The 19851-nt window shown below is 73.9% G+C and carries 17 protein-coding genes; 10 read left to right on the forward strand and 7 right to left on the reverse strand.

All coding sequences use genetic code 11. The annotated features are described in order from the left end of the window. Window positions 1–215 precede the first annotated feature (215 nt). Together DZA62_RS11170 and DZA62_RS11175 are read right to left on the reverse strand one after the other, a co-directional pair. The gene (locus tag DZA62_RS11170) at window positions 216–1106 is read right to left on the reverse strand and encodes an amidohydrolase family protein (protein WP_116948952.1); all 891 of its coding nucleotides are present in this window, start codon (window positions 1104–1106) and stop codon (window positions 216–218) included. Continuing rightward, window positions 1106–2296: a helix-turn-helix transcriptional regulator gene (locus DZA62_RS11175; protein ID WP_116948953.1), complete on the reverse strand. Its 1191-nt coding sequence runs from the start codon at window positions 2294–2296 to the stop codon at window positions 1106–1108. Before DZA62_RS11175 ends, DZA62_RS11170 begins: the two co-directional genes overlap by 1 nt. 119 nt (window positions 2297–2415) lie before the next feature. Between DZA62_RS11175 and DZA62_RS11180 the strand changes: the two genes are divergently transcribed. The 7 genes from DZA62_RS11180 to DZA62_RS11210 all read left to right on the forward strand — a co-directional run bounded on the left by DZA62_RS11180 (window position 2416) and on the right by DZA62_RS11210 (window position 8743). Next, entirely contained in the window at window positions 2416–3333 is a 918-nt protein-coding gene (locus DZA62_RS11180) for a dihydrodipicolinate synthase family protein (protein WP_116948954.1), read from the forward strand. Beyond that, window positions 3330–4073: an amidohydrolase family protein gene (locus DZA62_RS11185; protein WP_157987601.1), complete on the forward strand. Its 744-nt coding sequence runs from the start codon at window positions 3330–3332 to the stop codon at window positions 4071–4073. Before DZA62_RS11180 ends, DZA62_RS11185 begins: the two co-directional genes overlap by 4 nt. Continuing rightward, window positions 4070–4822, forward strand: coding sequence for an amidohydrolase family protein (locus DZA62_RS11190; protein ID WP_116948956.1), 753 nt, complete (start codon window positions 4070–4072; stop codon window positions 4820–4822). The genes DZA62_RS11185 and DZA62_RS11190 overlap by 4 nt, the downstream gene beginning before the upstream one ends. Next, complete coding sequence (locus DZA62_RS11195) at window positions 4819–5853, forward strand: Gfo/Idh/MocA family protein (RefSeq protein WP_116948957.1); 1035 nt, start codon at window positions 4819–4821, stop codon at window positions 5851–5853. The genes DZA62_RS11190 and DZA62_RS11195 overlap by 4 nt, the downstream gene beginning before the upstream one ends. Continuing rightward, complete coding sequence (locus DZA62_RS11200) at window positions 5847–6536, forward strand: GntR family transcriptional regulator (RefSeq protein WP_198663637.1); 690 nt, start codon at window positions 5847–5849, stop codon at window positions 6534–6536. Before DZA62_RS11195 ends, DZA62_RS11200 begins: the two co-directional genes overlap by 7 nt. Then, window positions 6533–7282, forward strand: coding sequence for a creatininase family protein (locus DZA62_RS11205; RefSeq protein ID WP_116948958.1), 750 nt, complete (start codon window positions 6533–6535; stop codon window positions 7280–7282). The genes DZA62_RS11200 and DZA62_RS11205 overlap by 4 nt, the downstream gene beginning before the upstream one ends. A gap of 69 nt (window positions 7283–7351) precedes the next feature. Next, window positions 7352–8743: a transglutaminase-like domain-containing protein gene (locus DZA62_RS11210; protein ID WP_116948959.1), complete on the forward strand. Its 1392-nt coding sequence runs from the start codon at window positions 7352–7354 to the stop codon at window positions 8741–8743. A 549-nt stretch (window positions 8744–9292) separates the two neighbouring features. On the opposite strand, the gene DZA62_RS11215 is transcribed toward DZA62_RS11210, so the two are convergent. Further along, window positions 9293–10882, reverse strand: a complete 1590-nt coding sequence (locus tag DZA62_RS11215) for a helix-turn-helix domain-containing protein (RefSeq protein WP_116948960.1) — start codon at window positions 10880–10882, stop codon at window positions 9293–9295. A gap of 255 nt (window positions 10883–11137) precedes the next feature. On the opposite strand from DZA62_RS11215, the gene DZA62_RS11220 reads away from it, so the two are divergent. Further along, complete coding sequence (locus DZA62_RS11220) at window positions 11138–11869, forward strand: GAF and ANTAR domain-containing protein (RefSeq protein WP_116948961.1); 732 nt, start codon at window positions 11138–11140, stop codon at window positions 11867–11869. Between the two features lie 37 nt (window positions 11870–11906). Next, window positions 11907–12656 carry a metallophosphoesterase gene (locus tag DZA62_RS11225; RefSeq protein WP_116948962.1) on the forward strand — a complete coding sequence of 250 codons (750 nt, stop codon included), beginning with the start codon at window positions 11907–11909 and terminating at the stop codon, window positions 12654–12656. On the opposite strand, the gene DZA62_RS11230 is transcribed toward DZA62_RS11225, so the two are convergent. After that, entirely contained in the window at window positions 12657–13586 is a 930-nt protein-coding gene (locus DZA62_RS11230) for a PPK2 family polyphosphate kinase (protein WP_198663638.1), read from the reverse strand. Between the two features lie 5 nt (window positions 13587–13591). Continuing rightward, window positions 13592–16333, reverse strand: a complete 2742-nt coding sequence (locus DZA62_RS11235; RefSeq protein ID WP_116949101.1) for a cation-translocating P-type ATPase — start codon at window positions 16331–16333, stop codon at window positions 13592–13594. Between the two features lie 191 nt (window positions 16334–16524). Here DZA62_RS11235 and DZA62_RS11240 point away from each other — a divergent pair, with 191 nt between their 5' ends. Beyond that, window positions 16525–19146, forward strand: a complete 2622-nt coding sequence (locus DZA62_RS11240) for a helix-turn-helix transcriptional regulator (protein ID WP_116948963.1) — start codon at window positions 16525–16527, stop codon at window positions 19144–19146. Window positions 19147–19149: 3 nt separating this feature from the next. Here the strand turns inward: DZA62_RS11240 and DZA62_RS11245 are convergent, their stop codons facing one another. Further along, window positions 19150–19353: an SHOCT domain-containing protein gene (locus DZA62_RS11245; protein WP_116948964.1), complete on the reverse strand. Its 204-nt coding sequence runs from the start codon at window positions 19351–19353 to the stop codon at window positions 19150–19152. Further along, window positions 19350–19832, reverse strand: coding sequence for a DUF6325 family protein (locus tag DZA62_RS11250; RefSeq protein WP_116948965.1), 483 nt, complete (start codon window positions 19830–19832; stop codon window positions 19350–19352). The genes DZA62_RS11245 and DZA62_RS11250 overlap by 4 nt, the downstream gene beginning before the upstream one ends. Window positions 19833–19851 lie beyond the last annotated feature (19 nt).

Below are 19851 nucleotides of genomic sequence, written 5' to 3' on the forward strand. Positions count from 1 at the left end.
GAGTGCTCCTGACGGCCGGGGGACGATTCGGATGAAGCCAGGACGCTTGCCGCGAACCTAGGTGCGCGGCGGGCGGCGGCAACAGCCGGATAGTTGCCCGGCGGACCGGAGACTTGCCCCGTTCCCACCCCCGGACCAGGCGTATGCACGGGTCACCAGGCGTGCATGCCTGGTGGAGCGAACACACCCCTGCTCAACGTGATCATTTCCGGGGTTCAGGGGGCGGAGAAGAAGCGGCGCCAGTTCTCGTGCACGATCTGGTCCTGCACATCGACCGGCAGGGTCGGCAGCGGCGTCCCCGCGACCACGTCGTTCACCCGGCGCAGCCCTTCCAGCGTCTGCTCGACCGTGGCGCTCGGGAAGTCCGACGCGAACAGCAGCTTGCCGGTCACGCCGTACTCGAACGCCGTCGTCATCGCGTGCCAGAACCGGTACGGCCGGTAGTGCAGCGCGGAGATGTCAGCCCAGACGTTCGGGGCCTTGCGCATGAGCGCGACGACGTCCTCCTCCCACGGGTGCCCGAGGTGCGCGACGATCACCCGCAGCGACGGGAACCGCATGACCAGCCGCTCCAGCAGCAGCGGCTGCGCGTACTCCAGCCGCGCCGTCGTCGGGAACGTGGTGCCCTGGTGGATGATCACCGGCAGGTCGTGGCGTTCGCAGTACTCGAACACTCCCCACAGCGACGAGTCGCGCGGGTCCCAGTGCTGGTACGTCGGCCCGACCTTGAGCCCGCGCAGGCCGAGGTCCTCGACACAGCGGACCAGCTCGTCGACGGCGTCCGGCTCGCCCGGGTTGACCGATGCCCAGCCCTCCAGCCGGTCCGGATGTTCCCGGACGTAGGAGGCGATGACGTCGTTCGGGACGTCGAACCCGGTCGGCTTGGCGGCCATGCCGAACACGACGACGCGGTCGGCCTGTCGCGCCGCCGCCCAGTGCTCGTCCGGCGTGGAGTCGTAGCAGTGCAGGTCGAGGTGGGCGGCGTTGGTGAGTCCGCCGCTGCGCTCCAGCTTGACCAGCTTCGCGGCCAGCGCCTCGCCGGCCGTCTGCTCGCTGATGTGGTCCGGGTACCACATCAGGTGGGTGTGGACGTCGACGACGGCCATCAGCCGACGGCCCGCAGCACCGGCGTCGCCACCTGCCGGCGGTACTCGCTCGGTGTCACGTGGAAGGTGCGCTTGAACAGCTCCCGGAACCGCTTCGGCGCCTGGTAGCCGACCTGCTCGGCGACCAGCTCCACCGGCAGGTCGGTCTCGGCCAGCAACCGCCGCCCGTGCCGCATCCGCACCGCCGTCAGGTACTTGAGGAACGTGGTGCCGAGCTCGCGCTGGAACAGGTGGCTGATGTAGTACGGGCTGACGAACACCGCCTCGCTGACGGTCACCAGCCGCAGGTCGTCGGCGTAGTGCTCCTGGATGTAGCGCTCGACCACGGCCAGCACGTGCCGGGCCGGCGACGGCGCGGTGTGCGACGCGACGATCCGCGGCAGCAGCTGCTCCAGCCAGAGCACCAGGTAGGAACGGTCGTGGATGTCATACATCTCGACCACCTCGTTCAGCGGCAGCCGCGAACAGGCCGCGATCCAGTCGGTGGAGCCGTCCGACAGCCGCCGTTGACCGGCCACCTCCAGCGCGTACAGCACCTCCGCGGCCAGCCACTCGCGCAGCACGTCGGGCGTGACGCCGTCGACGGCGCTGACCCGCTCGATCCACGACCGCAGCGTCGCCACCGCACCGGTCGCGTCGCCGCGGCGGACGCAGCGGGCCAGCCGCTCCTCCACCCGGTCCGGCACCGGCACCGCGCCGCCGCCGGAGCGCGCGGCCCGCACTTCGGCGACGTCGTACACCGCGTCGCCGCCGCTGATCAGCTTGTGGTCCAGCGCGGCCACCGCCTCGGCCGTCGCCGCCTCGACCCGCGCCGGCCCCGTCTGCGGCCGGCTGATGCCGACCGTCACGGCCACCCCGCAGGCGGCCTGGACGCGGTCGCGCACCAGCGCGGCGAACCGCCGGCCCGTGGCCCGCAGCTCGGTCGCGTCGTCGCCGTGGAAGGTCACCATCCAGGCGTCCGGCGGTACGGCGACGACGGCGCCGTGGCGCTCCGGCGCGTAGCCGGCCGCGCAGCGTTCGACGGCGTCCGCGGCGGCCTCGAGCATCCCCGACGCCCACTCGTCGCCGAGGGACAGCCGGCTCACCTCGAAGTCGTCGACGTCGGCCAGCACCACGAGCACGTGGCCCTCGTCGCCGGCCTGGTCCGGCACGGCGATCGACTGGCCGAGGACGGTCGGGTGGTGTCGCATGGCTCCTCCAGTGATCGACTCGCCGGCGGCGTGCCCGCTGTGACCGGCGCGGATCGGGCTGTTCAGTAGCGGCTGATGTCTGATATACCAGAGCCCGTCCCTTCGTGGAAAGGCCCACAGTGGAACTGCAGACCTTCCGCGCTTCGCTGCGCGGCGTCCTCGCCTTCGCCCCGACGTCCATGCACGACGACGGCGCCCTCGACCTCGACAGCCAGCGCGAGCACGTGGCCTTCCTCGCCGGCAGCGGCGTCGGGGCGGTCGTGGTCGGCGGCGGGGTCGGCGAGTTCTACGCACTCGACGAGCCCGAGTACGCCGCGCTCGTCCGCGAGAGCGTCGACGCGGCCGGCGGCCGGGTCCCGGTGCTGGCCGGCGTCGGGCACGCGACCGCCATCGCCACCCGGCTGGCCCGGATCGCCGCCGACGCCGGCGCCGGTGGACTCATGGTCAACCCGCTGTACTTCGTCACGCCGGACGGCGACGGCATGGTCCGCCACTACCGCGAGATCGGCGCCGCGTCCGGGCTCGGACTGGTGGTGTTCAGCACCGCCGGCGCGGTCTACGACGACACCGACCTGGAGCGGCTGGCCGAGGTCGAGGCCGCCGTCGCGGTGAAGGACGAGGCCGGCGACCAGGAGCTGTTCGCCCGCTGCGTCGACCGCCTCGGCGACCGGTACGTCTGGATCAACGGCATGGCCGAGCTGCCCGCCGTCGACTACGCCCGCATGGGTGCGGTCGCGATGACCTCCGGCCTGGTCAACCTGGACCCGGCCGTGGCGCTCGACGTGTGGGCGGCCGCGCTGGACGGCGACGCCGAGCGGCACGCGACGCTGCTGCGCGAGCGGATCGGGCCGATCGCCGCGCTGCGAGCGGCCCGGCCGGGCTACCACATCACGGTCATCAAGGAGGCCATGCACCTGCTCGGACGGGGCGGTCCGGCGGTCCGGCTGCCGCTGCTGCCGCTGCGGCCGGAGGACCGCGCCGCCCTGGCCGAGCACCTGGACCGCTGCGGCTACCGCCGCCCGGAGCGCGTCCTGTGACGACCGGCGTCGTCGACGCGCACGTCGCCGCCGGCGACCTGCCCAGCCTGCCGACGCTCGGCGTCGACGACCTGCTGCACCGCCTGGACGACGGCGGCGTCGAGCGGGCCGTCGTCGGGCCGGTCGGCCGCTGGGTCGCCGTCGACAACGAGGACGGCAACCGCACGCTGGCGAGCTGGTGCGACGCGCACCCGGACCGGCTGGCGCACTGGGCCACCGTCAGTCCCTGGTACGGCGAGCGCGCGGCCACGGAGCTGCGCCGGGCGTTCGCCGCCGGGGCACGCGGGCTGAAGCTGGTGCCGTCCGTGCAGGGGTTCGGGCTGCTCTCGCCGCTGCTCGAGCCGGTGCTCGACGTCGTCGAGGAGCACGGGCGGCCGGTCTACGTCGTCACCGGCGTGCCCGTCGCGAGTGAGCCGCTGCAGCTGGCCGAGCTGGCGCTGCGCCGCCCCGGCCTCACGTTCGTCATGGGCCGGTCCGGACGGACCGACTTCTCCCTCGACCTGCTGCCGGCGCTGACCACCGGCCCGAACCTCGTGGCCGAGACGGCGTACAACGGGGCGTCGCTGATCGCCGGGCTGGTCGCCGCGCTGGGCGCCGGCCGGGTCCTGTTCAGCAGCGACGTCCCGTTCAACGACCTCGCGCTGGAGCTGGAGCGGGTCGACCGCGCGGGGCTCCCCGAGGCCGGCCGGGCCGCGGTGCTCGGCGGCACCGCGGCCGCCCTGCTGGGGGTGGCGCGGTGACCTTCGTCGATCTGCACACGCACCTGCCGGCGCAGGCATCGCCGGAGTGGGACCGGTGGCGCCGGCCCGACGTGCTGGCCGCCATGGACCGCCTCGGCATCACGCGGGCCGCCGTCATGACGCTGGACGGGCTCGGCTACGACGCGGTGGCCGGCAACGACGTGATCGCGCAGGCGTGCGCCGGGTCGGACGGGCGGCTGCTGCCGCTGGGCACCGTCGACCCGCGCCGCCCGGACGCCGCCGACGAGCTGCACCGGTGCGCCGACCGCGGCTTCCACGCGCTCAAGCTGCACCCGTGGATGCAGGGGTTCTCGCCGCTGGAGGCCTACATGGAGCCGGTCGCCGCGGCGGCGATCGAGCGCGGGCTGCCGTTCGTCGTGCACGACGGCACCCCGCCGTACGCGTCGCCGTTGCAGATCGCCCGGCTGGCCGCCCGATTCCCGGAGCTGACGGTCGTGCTGGCGCACGGCGGCCTGTTCGACCTGTGGGAGGACGCCGTCGCGGCCGCGCTGCGGTACCCGAACGTGCACATCACGATGTGCGGGACGGCGCCGCGGGCGATCTTCCGCGAGATCGTGCGCCGCGTGCCGGTGGCGAAGCTGACGCTGGGCACCGACAGCGGCTTCGGCGACCCGGACCTGTCGCGGCACCGGTTGTCCGTGCATCGTGCGATCCTTGCCGAGCTGCCCGACGGCGACGCCGCCGCGCTGGCACACCGCAACGCCGAACGACTTCTGGGGCTGACGTGACCACTGCCGACACTACTGGCGCCGGACCCCTCCGCGTGGTCCAGGTGGGCTGCGGCGACATCGCGACGACGGGGCACCTGCCCGCGCTGGACCGCTCCCCCGCCGTCACGCTGGTGGGCGTCGTCGACGTGGTCGCCGAGCACCGCGACGCCGCCGCCGCGGCGTACGGCGTCCCCGCTTGGACCGAGCTCGGCCCGGCCGTGGCCGCGGGCGCGCGGGCCGCCGTCGTGGCCGTCCCGCCGCACGTCGCGCCTTCACTGACGCTGGCCGCCATCGACGCCGGCCTGGACGTGCTGTGCGAGAAGCCGATGGCCGTCGATCTCGCGTCGGCCCGGAAGGTGCACGACGCCGCGCGAGCCGCCGGGCGGATCGTCCAGATCGGTTTCAAGAACCGGTTCTCTCCGCTGGTCCGAGCCGCGCGGCGGTGGCTGGACGACGGCCTGATCGGCTCCCCCGCCGTCTACACGCTGGGCGGCTTCGACGAGCGCTACGACGCCGCCGACACCGTGCACGTCGGCCGCATCCAGGAGTTCCTCGCGCACGGGCCGTCGTACCTGCACGAGGGCGCCCACCTGGCCGACTACCTCGCCTACCTGACCGGTGCGACGCCGGTGCGGGTGCGCGCCACCGGGGTGCGGTCACAGCCGCGGTTCCACGGCGAGAACTTCGTCTCCGCGCTGGTCGACTACGCCAACGGCGACGCCGCCCGCATGGAGGTGGGCTGGTTCTTCCCCAGCTCGCCGAAGGGCGAGTTCCGCATCCTCGGCCCGCGCGGCGTCGCGTTGATCGACCGGCCGGAGCAGGTGGCCACGCTCACCACCCGCGACGACGACGGCACGCTGCGCACCGAGGAGGTGCGGTTCGAGCGGCCGTGGAACGACGAGTGCTTCGACCGGCAGCTGGCCCACTTCGCCGAGTGCGTGCGCACGCGGGCCGAGCCCGAGACGTCGACGGCGGCCGGGCTCGCGTCGCTGCGCCTCGGGGCCGCCGTCACGGAGTCGCTGCGCGAGGGGACGGTGGTCGTGTGGTGACCGAGGACGGGCCGGTGATCCGCGAGGTCCCGCTGATCCGCGACCAGGTGTACCAGGTGCTGCTGACCAAGCTGATCAACGGCGACCTGACGCCCGGCGACAAGATCACCGAGCGGGTGACGGCGCAGGAGCTGGGCATCAGCACGACGCCGGTGAAGGAGGCGCTGCGCCGGCTCGAGAACGAGGGCTTCGTCCGCAGCATGCCGCGCCGGGGCATCGTTGTCGGCGAGAACGCGCTGACCTCGTTCGAGCAGGTCATCACCGTGCGGGCATGGCTGGAGGGACTGGCCGCCCGGTTGTGCGCCGCCCGGGTGGCGACCGGCGACGTGACCGACGTCGCCGCGCTGACCGAGCCGCTGGCGCTGATGAAGGACCCGATCCTGCGCCCGGTCGACGAGATCGTCGAGATCAACGCCAGCTTCCACGACGCCGTCCGCGAGCTGTCCGGCAACCGGGTGATCGTGCAGTTCATCGGGACGTTGCTGGGAGTCGACGCGGCGGTGCGCAAGCGCGCCCTCGCCGACCCCGACGAGCTGCAGCGCGGCAATGCCGAGCACATCGACATCGGCGACGCGATCCTCGACGGCGACCGGGACCGCGCCGAGGCGCTCATGCGCGGCCACGTGCTGCGCTCCGGCGACCACACGCTGCACGCCGGCCCGGACCACGGGACGCCGTCGTGACGGCGCTGCTGGCCGAGCTGACCCGGGCGGCCGTCGCCGAGCGGGCGCCGGACGCCGTGGCCGTCGTGCCGGTCGGGGCCTGCGAGCAGCACGGGCCGCACCTGCCGCTGGGCACCGACCTCATGGTCGCCGAGCACCTGGCCGGCGCCGCGGCGGCCCGGCTGGCCGGTGCGGTCGACGTCATCGTCACACCGGGCGTCGCCGTCGGGTACTCCCCGCACCACGTGCCGATCGGCGCCACGCTGACCGCCGACGCCGGCACGCTGCTGGCCCAGCTGCGCGACGTGTGCGCCGGGCTGGCGGCCGCCGGGTTCGGCCGGGTGTTCCTGCTCAACGGGCACGGCGGCAACGCCGAGCTGGTCGTCGTCGCCGCGCGCGAGGCCGGGCAGGCGCTGCGGGTGCGGGCCGGCGCCGGCTCCTACTGGGTCATGGCGTGGGACGAGCTGGTCGCGGCCGGCGCGCAGGACCGCGGCCGGCTGCCCGGTCACGCCGGCGCGTTCGAGACGTCGCTGGTGCTGGCGCTGCGGCCGGACCTCGTCGACGACCCGCCGCACCGGCCCGGCGCACCGTACCGGCGCAACCCGGCCGGCTATTGGGGCCGCTACCACGTCGAGCAGCCCGACGCGATGGCGCAGGGCGACGGCTTCTCCGACGACCCGTCGGCCGGCAACGCCGAGCACGGCCGCCGTTACCTCGACGCCGCGGCCGGTGCCGTCGCCGCCGCGTTGCGCGAGTTCGCCGCCTGACAGGACAAGTCTCAGCCTGTCGCGGCCGGACCGGCCTTCCGTAGCCTCGATCCGACCGGACGTCGCCCGATGGAGGACACCGTGCAGGAGCACCCCGACTACCGCACGCTGGAGGAACGGCTCGCCGAGTGGCGGACGGAGATCCTCACCCGCATGGACCGGCGCGACGAGCTGTCGGTGCTGCCGTCCTACCCGCGGGTGAACCTGGCCCGCGAGGCCGGGACGACGGTACGGGTGGGCAGCTATCTCGGCTCCGCGAACCCGTCGTCGGCCGGCGACGTCTACTACGACCCGGCCGCACCGCCGCCCGGCGCGCTGCCCTTCACGTCGGAGGATCCCGACCACCCGGTGCTGGCCGAGCTGCGCCGCCGGTTCCCGCTCGCCGAGGTGGCCGGCGAGGGCAGCGACGTCGAGAAGGCGGTCCGGCTGCGCGACTGGATCAAGTCGCTGTTCCCGCACCACATCCCGTACCGCATGCCGGAGTGGAACGCGTTGCTCATCCTCGACCGCGGCTCCCGCGGCGTCGAGCACTTCATCTGCGTCCATTACTCGGTGTCGCTGGTGCAGACCTGCCTCGCGCTGGGCATCCCGGCCCGGATGATCAACCTGCACCGGGGCATCTCCGGCCACTATCGCATCGGCGACGAGGCGGTCGCCGACCCGCCCGTCGACGAGCACGTCGTCGCCGAGATCTGGTCGTCCGAGCAGGGCGCCTGGGTGATGATGGACACCGACTTCGACGTGCACTACGAGCGCGACGGTCAGGCCCTGTCGGCCTGGGACATCCACCGTGCGTTCGCCGACGACGAGCTGGCCAAGATCGAGCCCCGGCGCGGCCCGCACTCGATGTCGTTCAACGCCTACGGCGAGCGGCTGCCCGACGAGGACGACTTCTTCGCGACGCAGCTGCCGGCCTACTACGCGCACGTCACCGTGCTGATGCGCAACGACTTCCTCAGCGACGCCGACGGCCCGGTCACCATGGCGCACCCGGTCGACGACACCGCCACACCGATCCTGTGGCACCGCGGCTCGGACAACCGGCTGCAGCCGCACCTCATGGGCCCGGTCGTCGTCGCGCAGCCGTACACCGAGGTCACACCGGTGCTCACCGACGGCAACCGGCGCACCGGCTGGGCGTCCGCGGACGCCGGCGACGCGCACGCCGTACACGTCGCGCTGGCCGGTCCGCGGCTGCTCGGCCGTGCCGTCCTGCACTGGCCCGAGTACCGGCTGCGCTACCAGAGCAGCGCCGCCTACCGGCTCGACACCCGCGACGGCGACGACGGCGCCTGGGAGCCCTGGGTCGACGTGGCCGGCGGCACGGAGACGCCCTACTCCGTGCACGACGCGCCCGCCCGCCGGGCGACGCACGTCCGGCTGGTCCAGCAGGCCGGCGGCGGGCCGGCGGACTTCCCCGGCCGGCTCTGGCTCACCCAGCTCGAGCTCTACGGGCCGTGACAGCGCGGCTCGGCCTCCCGCAGCGTCAGGGTGCCGGCATCGGGGCAGACGTGGCCGTCATGAGGCGTTCTGGTGCATCGCGAGGCATGCCATGCCTGCCGGAGCTGGAGCAGGCCTGGTGCCGCGACGACGAGGCCCGCAGATCGTCGAGTCGATCATGGAAGTGCACGTTCCCGGCGCCGGGACGCTGCGTTTCTCTCTGATCAACGGCGCCGGACAGGCCCACCGCCCGTTTCCCGCCCTGGATGAGTGAGTCCGACTGGGTTCTTCCGTGGTTCCGCGGTTCTGATCGCGCCGGTGGCGGTCGGCCGGTCCGGTGAGCGGTGTGGGATCGCCGCCCCTCAGCCCCCGGCCCACCCGGTTCGAGCCTGATCACCTGCCCCCGGGCACGGCAGTTCATGGCGCTGTCAATCGTCATCAAGGACGAAGGGCCGGGTCACATCGTCACGCCGTGGCGCCGACGCGACAGACAGCTACCCGTGCGGCGGACCCGTCCGTCCCGCCATCAGCTCCCGACCTGCCGTCCTCACCACCATTCGGACTCACGCTCTAGCCGTCGTCGTCGCCGCCGAGGACCGACCAGCCGCGCACGGCGACGTGCAGGTTGAGCCGGGTGTCCGGGTCGCCGAGGTCCAGGCCGGTGAGGTCGCGGATGCGCTGCAACCGGTACCGCAGCGTGCTGCGGTGGATGATCAGCGCGGCCGCGGTCTCGTCGTAGTTGCCGCCGCGGTCCAGGTAGGTGCGCAGGGTCCGGGTCAGTTCGCTGCCGCTCTCGGCGTCGTAGCGCAGCAGCGCGCCCAGCCACTCGTCGACGTAGCGCTCGAGGTCGCCGCTGCCGGCGCCGGTGCCGAGGATGCGGTAGAGACCGAGCTGGTCGTCGACGGTGACGCCGTCGCGCTGGCGGCCGCCGGCCCTGATGGCGTAGGCCCGCTGCGCGTCTCGCCAGGACTGCGCGATGCCGGCCGGCCCGTCGGCCGGGCGCCCCACCCCGACGGCGACCTCGACGGCGCCGAGCCGCGCCGAGATCGCCGCGTGCAGCCGCTCCCAGGTCGTGCCGGTCGCGTCGGGCCGCGGCTCGGGCGACAGCAGGACGACGTGGTCGGCGCGGCGGCTGACCAGGCCGGGCAGCCCGAGAGCGGCGACCGCGCGCTCGACCGCGGCCGCGAGCACCTCGTCGGCCGGGGCGACCGGGTAGCCGACGGCGACGGCGCGGTGCGGCGGCCCCAGGTCGTAACCGAGCGCCTCGGCGCGCGCGGCCGCGCCGGCCTCGTCGGCGCCGTCGATCAGGTCCTCGACGAGGTCGCGCCGCTGCCGCCGTTCGACCTCGGCGACCGCGCGGACGTGCGCCAGCTCGCCGGAGAGCACCAGGGCCGCGTGAGTCAGGGCGAACTGGTCCCGCTCGCCGGCCATGCGCCCCGGGTCGACCAGCGCGATCGTGCCGAGCACCTCGTGTCGCGGCTGCGCCGCGGTGACCAGCCGGTCGCCGTCGCGGACCGGGAGCGGGCCGCGCAGGTCGGGTGCGCCCGCCTCGGCGGCCGGCGCCTCGGCCAGGCCGGACCACGCGCGGGCGTACCCGAAGGAGTCCTCGATGACGACCGGGAGACCCGTGATCGCGTAGAGCGCCTCGGCGATGGCCCTGATGCGGTCCTCGGTGGGGTCGGCGGCGGCGCGCGCCAGCGTCTCCTGGATGGCGGCGTGCTGGCGCAGCTCCGCCTCGGCGCGGTCGAGGTCGCCGGCGACGGTGCGCAGCCGGCGGCGCAGCGCGTCCTGCCCCAGCGCGACACCGGTGTACCGGGCCAGGCTCGTCAGCAGGAATCGCTCGTCGGAGGTCGGCGGCTGGTCACCGGCCACGACGAGATGGCCCTGCGGCCCGTTGAACGCGCGCAGCGGGTAGGCCCACGCCCACCCGCGCCCCTCGACCGTGACCCGGCCGCCGTCGGCGCGCAGGCCGCTCACCTCGGCGGGTGCCTCGCCCGGCTCGCGCGGAACGGCCACCACCTCGCACGGGGTCCAGGACCGCACCGCGCCGCCGGCCAGCTCGATGATCTCGGCCGCCGGGCGTCCGTCGGACAGGAGTACCGACAGGGCCAGCAGCTCACGCAGCCGCGCCGAACCAGCCCGCGCCGCCGGTGGTCCCACGACTGGCGGCCGCGGCGCCCCACCCCGAGCGCTGCCGCTGTGCGACATCGTCCCAGTCTGCCCCGTACCGCGCGACATGTCAGGTGATCCGGCCGCGACACGCCCGGCAGACTGGTCCGGCCACCCACTCGACCTGGCAGGACGGGCCTGCCGAGCCCCTCTCGTCCCGTCAGGCCGAAGCCGTTCGTTCCGGTCGGTGACATCGTCGATGTCAGGATCGGCACATTCAGGTACGAGGCGACGGGGGCGGAGCCGATGACCGCGGATCAGACCATCAGCACCGGCTCGACGACGGCCTGTGCCCTGCTGTCCAGCAGCGCTACGTTGCACGACTTCCTCACCGGCCTGGCCGGCGCCGTCGCGCGCGATCTGGGCGGTGGTGTCTCCTGTTCGCTGACGGTGCGGCGGGGGCCGCGAGTGCCGGTCACGTCCGGGAGCAGCGACGCCGTCGCGGCGGCGTTGGAGGAGACGCAGTACATCACGCAGGACGGGCCGTCGCTGCGGGCCGTCCAGGCCGGCGAGCCGGTGCGCGTCGACTACCTGGCGGCCGACGTGCGCTGGCCCGAGCTGACGCTGCGCGGCACCGCCGACGGCGTCGCCGCGGTGCTGGCGGTGCCGGTGGACGGCGACCTCGCGCCCGTCGGCGCACTGACCGTCTACGCCCGGCGCGCGGACGCGCTGGACGCCGCGATGCGCGCACGGGTGGCCGAGTTGGCCGCCCAGCAAGCGGTCGCACTGCACCTCGCGCTGCGCATGTTCGAGTACGCGGCGCACGCCGAGCACCTGCGGGTGGCGCTGACCTCGCGGTACGTGATCGACCAGGCACTCGGCGTGCTCATGAGCCGGCACAGCTGCAACGCCCGCACGGCCTTCGAGATCCTGCGGCGGCGCTCACAGCGCGACAACGTCAAGCTGCGCAAGATCGCCGCCGAGATCATCGTCTCGACGACGGGTGAGCCGCCGGTCCCGCCGGGCCCGGACCGCTGATCGTCCGGGGGTCGCCGCACCGTAGGATCGGCGCGCCATGATCCTCGCCCACGCCAGCGACCCCCACGTCGGCAGCGTCCACGACGACGCGCTCGCCGTCGCGTTCGCGGCGCTGCCCGCCGCTCTCGACGCCGTCCGGCCGGGCCCGGACCTGCTGCTGCTCACCGGCGACCTCACCGACCACGGCACCGCCGGCGAGTACCGCCGGCTGTCCGCGCTGCTCGCGCCGCTGGGCGTGCGCTGCCTGGTGCTGGCCGGCAACCACGACGACCCGGCCGTGCTGCGCGACGAGCTGCCGCACCTTCTGGGCGCGCCCGCCGACGGCGCGGGGTCGCCGGCCGTGTGGACCCACACCGCGGGCGGCGTCCTGCTGATCGGACTCGACAGCTCGTCCGGCACCCTCGGCGACCAGCAGCTGGACTGGCTGGACGGCCGGCTCGCGGCGGCCGGCGCACCGGTCCTCGTGACGCTGCACCATCCGCCGTTCCCCACCGGTCTCGACCAGCTCGACGCCGAGTGGCCGCTCACCGACGCGGCGGCGTTGCGCGCGGTCGTCGCCCGGCACCCGGTCGTCGCCGGCGTCCTCTGCGGCCACGACCACCGCCACATCGCGACCCGCCTGGACGGCACGGTACCCATGGTGTCGGCGCCGGCGCTGTCCTGGCGGCCGCGGCTCGACCTGCGCGCCGGCCGGCCGCTGGGCCCGTCGCCGGAACCCGCCGGCCTGCTCGTCCACGTGCTGGACGAGCTCGGCCTGCGCACCCACCACGTCGCGCTGAGCGCCTGATCAGCCGCCCGGCGCGGGCTGCAGCCCGGCCGACTCGGCCTCCAGGACCCGGCGGGCCCGGATGTTCGCCTCCCGCGCGGCGGCGGAGACGACCGGCCACCGCAGGTCGAGCCCTTGGACCGTCTCGAGGATGGCGGCGGCGACCAGGGCCTGCGTGACGCTCTTCTGGTCGGCCGGCACGACGTACCAGGGCGCCCACGACGTCGACGTCGCGGAGAGGGCGGCCTCGTAGGCGGCCTGGTAGTCCTCCCACAGGGCTCGCTCGGCCACGTCGGCGGCGTTGAACTTCCACTGCTTGCCTGCGTTGTCGAGGCGGGCCAGGAACCGCCGGTGCTGCTCGTCCTTGGAGACGTGCAGGAAGAACTTGACGATCTTGGTGCCGTTGCGGTCGAGGTGCCGCTCGAACGCGTTGATGTCCTCGTAGCGCCCGGACCAGAAGGCCGCTCCACGCTCGCCCGGCGGCAGCTTCTGCGCGTCCAGCCAGTCCGGGTGCACCCGCAGCGCGATGACCTCCTCGTAGTGCGACCGGTTGAAGATCCCGATCCGGCCCCGCTCGGGCACCGCCTTGGCGATGCGCCACAGGAAGGTGTGGTCGAGCTCCTCGGCCGAGGGCTTGCGGAACCCGACGACGTCGACGCCCTGCGGGTTGACCCCGGACATGACGTGCTCGATCGCCGAGTCCTTGCCGGCGGCGTCCATCGCCTGGAAGACGACCAGGAGCGCGTACCGGTCGCTGGCCCACAGCAGCTCCTGCGCGTCGGACAGCTCGGCCACCCCGTCCTTCAGCAGCTCCCGCGCGGTGGCGTCGAGCTGCCGCTCCGTCAGTGCGCCCAGTTCGTCGCCGGACCAGCGGGTGCCGCGCTCGGCCAGCCCGGCCGGCGCGCCCGGCCGCACGCGGAGCGCGTCGACGATTCTGCCGCGTCGGTCCACGGCCCTCACCTCCCCGCCGGCGCCGGTGCCGCTCGCCGGCCGGCCACCAGCTTCTCGATCTCAGCGAGCACGAGGTAGCCCAGCGGCGCGAGCAGGCAGATCCCCCACTGTGTCGCCGTCAGCTCGACGGTGTCGAAGACGCGCTGCAGACCGCCGACGGCGGTGACGAGGAACGTCAGCGCCACGGCGATGAGCACGAGCCGGATGAACCGCCCGTTGGCCAGCGTGGCCCTGGTGAAGACGGTCCGCAGCGGGTCGCGCCACTCCAGTGCCGCCACGATGTGCAGGAGCGAGGTCGCCGTCAGGCCCATCGTCGTGGCGACCACCAGGTCGTACTGGTCCTCCCCGACCGCGACGACCACCAGCGCGCCGATCGCGATCAGCAGCCCGTCGAGCGCCAGCCGCACGCCCATCGCCGGGCGGATCACCGGCTCGTCCGGCGGGCGGGGCCGGCGATCCATCAGCCCGGGGGTCGGCTGGTCGAACCCGAGACCGACGGCCAGCAGGACGTCGATGGCGAAGTTGATCCACAGGATCTGCAACGGCAGCAGCGGCGTGCCGTTCGCGATGGTGAAGATCCCGGCACCGAGGAAGGTCAGGATGAACCCGGCCAGCATGATCATCTGGACGCGCACGTACTTCATCAGGTTGTCGTAGAGCCCGCGCCCGCCCTCGACGGCGGCGACGATCGTCGCGAAGTTGTCGTCGGTCAGAATCATCTCCGCCGCGTCCTTGGTCACCTCGGTGCCGGTGATCCCCATCGCGACCCCGATGTCCGCCCTGGTGAGCGCCGGGGCGTCGTTGACGCCGTCGCCGGTCATCGCGACGACGTTGCCCTGCTGCTTCAGCACGCCGACCAGCCGCACCTTGTCCTCGGGCGCGACCCGGGCGACGACGCCGATGCCGCCGACCTCGCGATCCAGCCGGTCGTCGGAGAGCGCGGCGAACTCCGTCCCGGTGAGCGCCCGCCCCTCGATGCCCAGCTGCCCGGCGATCGCCGCCGCCGTGGTCGCGTGGTCACCGGTGATCATGCGGACCCGGATGCCCGCCCGCTTGCACTCGGCGATCGCGTCCTTCGCCTCCTTGCGCGGCGGGTCGACGATGCCGACGAGCGCCAGGAACTCCAGGTCCGACACGGTGTCGAGCAGGTCCGACGTCGCGTCGAACTCGACCCGCTCGAGGTCGCGGCGCGCCACGGCCAGCACCCGCATGCCCTCGCCGGCCAGCCGGTCGTTCTCGGCCAGCACCTTCCCCGTCCCCGCCGATCCCTCCACCAGCGGCCGCGCCGTCCCGTCGGCGGCCAGGTAGTGCGTCGACCGCGCCAGCAGGACGTCCGGCGCGCCCTTCACCAGGCACCGGACGATCCGCCGCCCGTCCTCCTGCAGCTCGTGGAAGGTCGCCATCAGCTTGTACTCGGCGTCGAACGGCACCTCGGCCAGCCGCGGGACCGTGCGCCGGGTCTCCTCGACGTCGAGGCCGCCCTTCTCGGCCAGCACCACCAGCGCGCCCTCCGTGGGGTCGCCGATACAGGCGCCGTCGCGGATCACCGCGTCGTTGGCCAGCGCCATCGGCAGCAGGAACGGCTCCAGCGAGCCGTCGCCCGACCCCGCGACGCGCATGATCCGCCCCTGCGTCGAGTAGCCCTCGCCGTCGACGTCGAACCGGCGGCCGGCCACGATCAGTGCCCGTGCCGTCATCTGGTTCAGCGTCAGCGTGCCGGTCTTGTCCGAGCAGATCGCCGACGTGGACCCGAGCGTCTCGACCGACCGCAGGCGCTTGACGATCGCGCCCTTGCCGGCGAGCTGTTGCGTGCCCATCGAGAGCAGCATGGTGACGACGGCCGGCAGCCCGGTCGGGATCGCGGCGATCGCCAGGCTGATACCGACCAGGAAGAGCGAGTCGAAGTCCTCGCCGCGGGCCAGCCCGAGCAGGACGATCGCGACCAGCGCGCCGGCCGCCATGATCGTGATGAGGACCGTCAGCTGGTCCAGCTGCCTGGTCAGCGGCGTCTTCTCCTGCTCGACGCCGCTGAGCATGCCGGAGATGTGCCCGACCTCGGTGCCCATGCCGGTGGCGGTGACGACCATCTCGCCGCGCCCGCGGGTGACCTGCGAGTTCATGTACGCCATGTCGATGCGGTCGCCCAGCGGCACGTCGACTCCGTCGACGGGATCGACCGTCTTGGAGACCGGGGTGCTCTCCCCCGTCAGCCCGGCCTCCTCGATCTCCAGCGTCGCCGCCACCAGGACCCGGCCGTCGGCGGGCACCTTGTCGCCGGCCTCGAAACTAACGACGTCGCCCGGCACCAGTTCCTCCGCCGGCACCTCCGCCACCTGGCCGTCACGGCGCACGTGAGCCGTCATGATCAGCATCTTGCTCAACGCGGCGACGCTCTCCGCGGCCTTGCCCTCCTGGTGCAGCCCCATGACCGCGTTGATCACCGTGAGGGCCAGCACCACCAGCCCGGTCGAGACGTCCTGGAGGGCCACGATGCTGACGATCGCCGCACCGACCAGCACGAGCTGCATGAGGTCGCGGTACTGGCGCAGGAACGTCTTCCAGCCGGGCTCCTTCGCCGCCTGCGCCAGCCGGTTCGGCCCGTACGTCGCCCGCCGCTCGGTGACCTCGGCCGTCGTCAGCCCGGTGCGGGGGTCCACGCCGAGCCGCTGGCAGGCGTCGGCCACGGAGAGCCGGTACCACTCGGTGCGGTCCTCGGCCGGGGTGGTGGCGGTGGCGGTCGCTGTCATCGGGCTCTCCTCACCCTTGCGCATGGCGGCGTCAGAGACGCTGCCGCACTCTCTCGTGCCGACGATGCCGGGTCGCCGGGTGGGCCGGGCCCACCCGGCGCAGGGTGATCGGAACCCCTGGCTGAGGGTTCAGCCAGGCCGAAAAGGGCTACCGTGGAGGACGTCCACATCCCAGGGGGAGGGTGTGAGTCATGGCCGACGATGGCGGCTCCGCCTGGCTGCGCCCGTCGCGCCGCGCGTCGTCGTTGTTCAAGTCGAAGCTGCGGGCACCGGCGCGGCCGGACCATTACGTGCGCCGCGTCCGGCTCATCGCGCTCATGGACGACGCGGTCAGGGCGCCGCTCACGGTGGTGGTCGCGCCGGCCGGCGCCGGCAAGACATCGCTGCTGGCAGGCTGGGCGGACGAGTCGGCGCTGCCGACCGCGTGGCTCTCACTCGACGAGAGCGACCGCGACGGCGCGCAGCTGTGGACCGGCCTGGTGGCCGCGATCGAGACCCTGAGCCCGGGCTGCGGCGAACACGCCACTCCCCTGCTCCGGCGGCCCGACACGCTCGCCGAAGGCGTCCGGCGGCTGCTGGACGACCTCGATGCCGGACCGGCGGACCGCCCGCCGGCAGTGCTCGTCGTCGACGACCTGCACCTGGTGCACGACGACCGGCTCACCGCCGAGACGCTGGCGCTGTTCGTCCAGCACCTGCCGTCCTGGCTGCGCCTGGTCCTGATCTCGCGCCGTGACCCGCCGCTCCCGATGGACCGGTTGCGAGCGCGCGGCCGGCTGCGCGAGGTGCGCTTCGCCGAGCTGCGCTTCGTGCCCGACGAGGCCGAGCGGATGCTGTCGAAACTGGCGCCGGCGATGCCCGGTGATCAGGTGGCGGCCACCTCGCGGCACGCGCGCGGCTGGGCGGCCGGCCTGCACCTCGGTGCCCTCGCGGCGCGCGCCGCCCAGGCCCGCCCGGACACCGCCCCTGCGCTCGACGCCGACCTGATGATCGAGGACTACGTGCTCCGCGAGGTCCTGGGCGCGGAGAGCCCGGCCGTGACCGCGGCCCTCACGGACATCGCCGTCGTCGAACGGGTCGACCCGCGGCTCGCCGAGGCGCTGACCGAGCGGCCCGATGCCGCCGAACTGCTGCTGCAGGCCGAGGAGCGCGGGCTGTTCGTCACGCGCATCGACGCAGGTTGGTTCGAGATGCACGCGTTGGTCCGCGAGGTCCTGGTGGCCCAGCTGGCCAGGCGCTCGCCCGAGCGGCTGGCGACCCGGCACGCCCGTGCCGCCCGCTGGTTCGCCGACGCCGACGAGGTCCCGCTCGCGCTGGAGCACTGGCTGCGCGCCGGGCTGCCGCGCGAGGCGCTGCGCCTGCTCGCGGTCAAGAACCTCGAGCTGTACGACACCGGTCTCGAGGCCACGATCGTGCGCACCCTCGCCGCGATCCCGCCCGGGGTCGCGACAGCCGACCTCAGCGCGATGATCGATTACGCGTGGTGCCATCTCCTGGTCAGCCGCCGTGGCTTCCTCGATGCCGTCGACCGGCTCAGCTGGTGGGCCGCTCAGCCGGCGCACCGCGGCGCCGGCACCGCGGCACGGATCACGATGCTCCGCTCGATCGCTGCGACGATGACCGGCGACTGGTCGACCGGCCGGACGCTCGCCCGACGGACCCTGACCGACGCCGGGGCCAGCTGGTGGCGCGACCCGGTGGGCCGGGTCGGCTGGAACATGCTGGCCCGGGCGCTCGCCCTGTACGAGCAGTGGGACGACGCCAGCGACGACGTGCGCGGTGCGGACCTCGCGGTGGCCGGCGACCCAGAGCGTCAACTCGCCCTGGAGGGCACCCGCGCGTTGGGCGAGGCGCTGGCCGGCCGCCCGATCCACGCCGTCGAGGTGGTCTCCGGCGTCCGCCGATCCGCGACCATGGCCAACAGAACGGTGCTCCGCGCCGAGCTGGCCACCGCCGAGGCGCTCGCCCACCGCGAGCTCGGCGACCGGCCGCGCGCCCTGGCGGCGTCGGCTGAGATCGTCGCCACCGCGCTGGAGCCGGTGCTCTACTGCCGAGTGCTCGCCCAGCTCGACCTGGCCGAGGCACACACCGACGACGGCGACCTCGCCGCAGCCCACGACGCGTTCGACCAGGCTCGCGCCCTGGCTGAGCCGGACCTCGCCGGCCCGGGCGGCCGCACACTCCTGGCCCGGGTGGCGGCCCGGCTGCAACTCGCCGATGGCGAGACCGAACGGGCCAGGCGCTGGTCGGACCAGATCGTCGACCCGTTCTGGCGGGCGGCTTGCACGGCCCGGATCCTCTTGGCCGAGGGCCACCACTCGGCGGCCGCGGAATCGCTCGAACAGGCCCGCCCGCGCTGCGTACGCCACGACGTCGTCCGCAACCTGCTGCTCTCCCGCGCCGCAGGCAGCCATGAGGCAGCCATCAAGTACGCCGCCGCGGCGGCCGAGCGAGCTGCCGCGAACGGCATGGTGCAGACGGTCGCGTCGGAGGGCGGCGAGATCATCGAACTGATCGAACGCGCCGCGTGGCAGGTGCCGCCCGAGTGGCTCGACCGCGTCCGCCGGACGGCGGTGCCCCACCACGGCGAGGCCCAGCAGATCCGCGGTACCGGCGAGCCGCTCACGCAGCGCGAGCGCGACGTGCTGCGGTTCCTGCCCAGCCGGCTCTCGCTGCCGGAGATCGCCGACGAGCTGTACATCTCCGTCAACACGCTGAAGTTCCACGTCAAGGTCATCTATCGCAAGCTCGGCGTCCGGTCGCGGGCCGAGGCGGCCGAGGCAGCCCGGGCGATGGCCGGTCTGCGGCGGTGACGGTCAGGCCGGCAGGATCCGGCCTTTCTGCCGCTCGAACTCCTCCGGCGAGAGCAACCCGCGCGCGACGAGGTCGTCCAGGGCCTTGAGCTGCTCGACCGGGTCGACCACCAGGCCGGACGAGCGGCTCGGGCCGGGCAGGTCCGGGCAGGGCGGGCGGACCAGCAGATCGGTCTCGTGGGCGCGGGTGGTGGCGACACGTCTCATGGCACCGCTCCTCCAGAGGGTGGGTCCGCCAGTGCGGCCCGATCGGCCAGCACGTCCTCGACCCGCGACGGCGGGATCCGCTCGCCCGCGGCGATGCGGCCCCCGGCGGCACCGGCCGCCGCGGACAGCGGCAGCGCCCAGCGGTCCTCGGTGACGAGCAGCACCCCGCAGGTCCCCAGCCGCAGGGCCGCCGACGCCAGCTGGAGGTCGTGGTCGCTGAGGAAGCCGCCGACGTCGCCCTCGACGCCCCGCAGTCCGGCGAGACTCCCGACGTCCTCCACCTCGTGGACGTCGACCACGCCGTCCGCGCCGCGCTCGAGTACGACCAGGTCGAGTACCCGGACCGAGGCCGTCTCGACCAGCCGTGCCAGTGCCGGGACCAGTCCTCCCAGCGACTGAACGTCGGGTACCGACACGACCAGGTACGACACCAGGTCGGGCGAGATCGCGCTGCTGTTTAGCTGCTCGGGGCGGTCCATCTCATCTCCCACCGTTGCG

This window comes from Jiangella endophytica (genome assembly GCF_003427025.1).
Classification (GTDB): Bacteria; Actinomycetota; Actinomycetes; order Jiangellales; family Jiangellaceae; genus Jiangella; species Jiangella endophytica.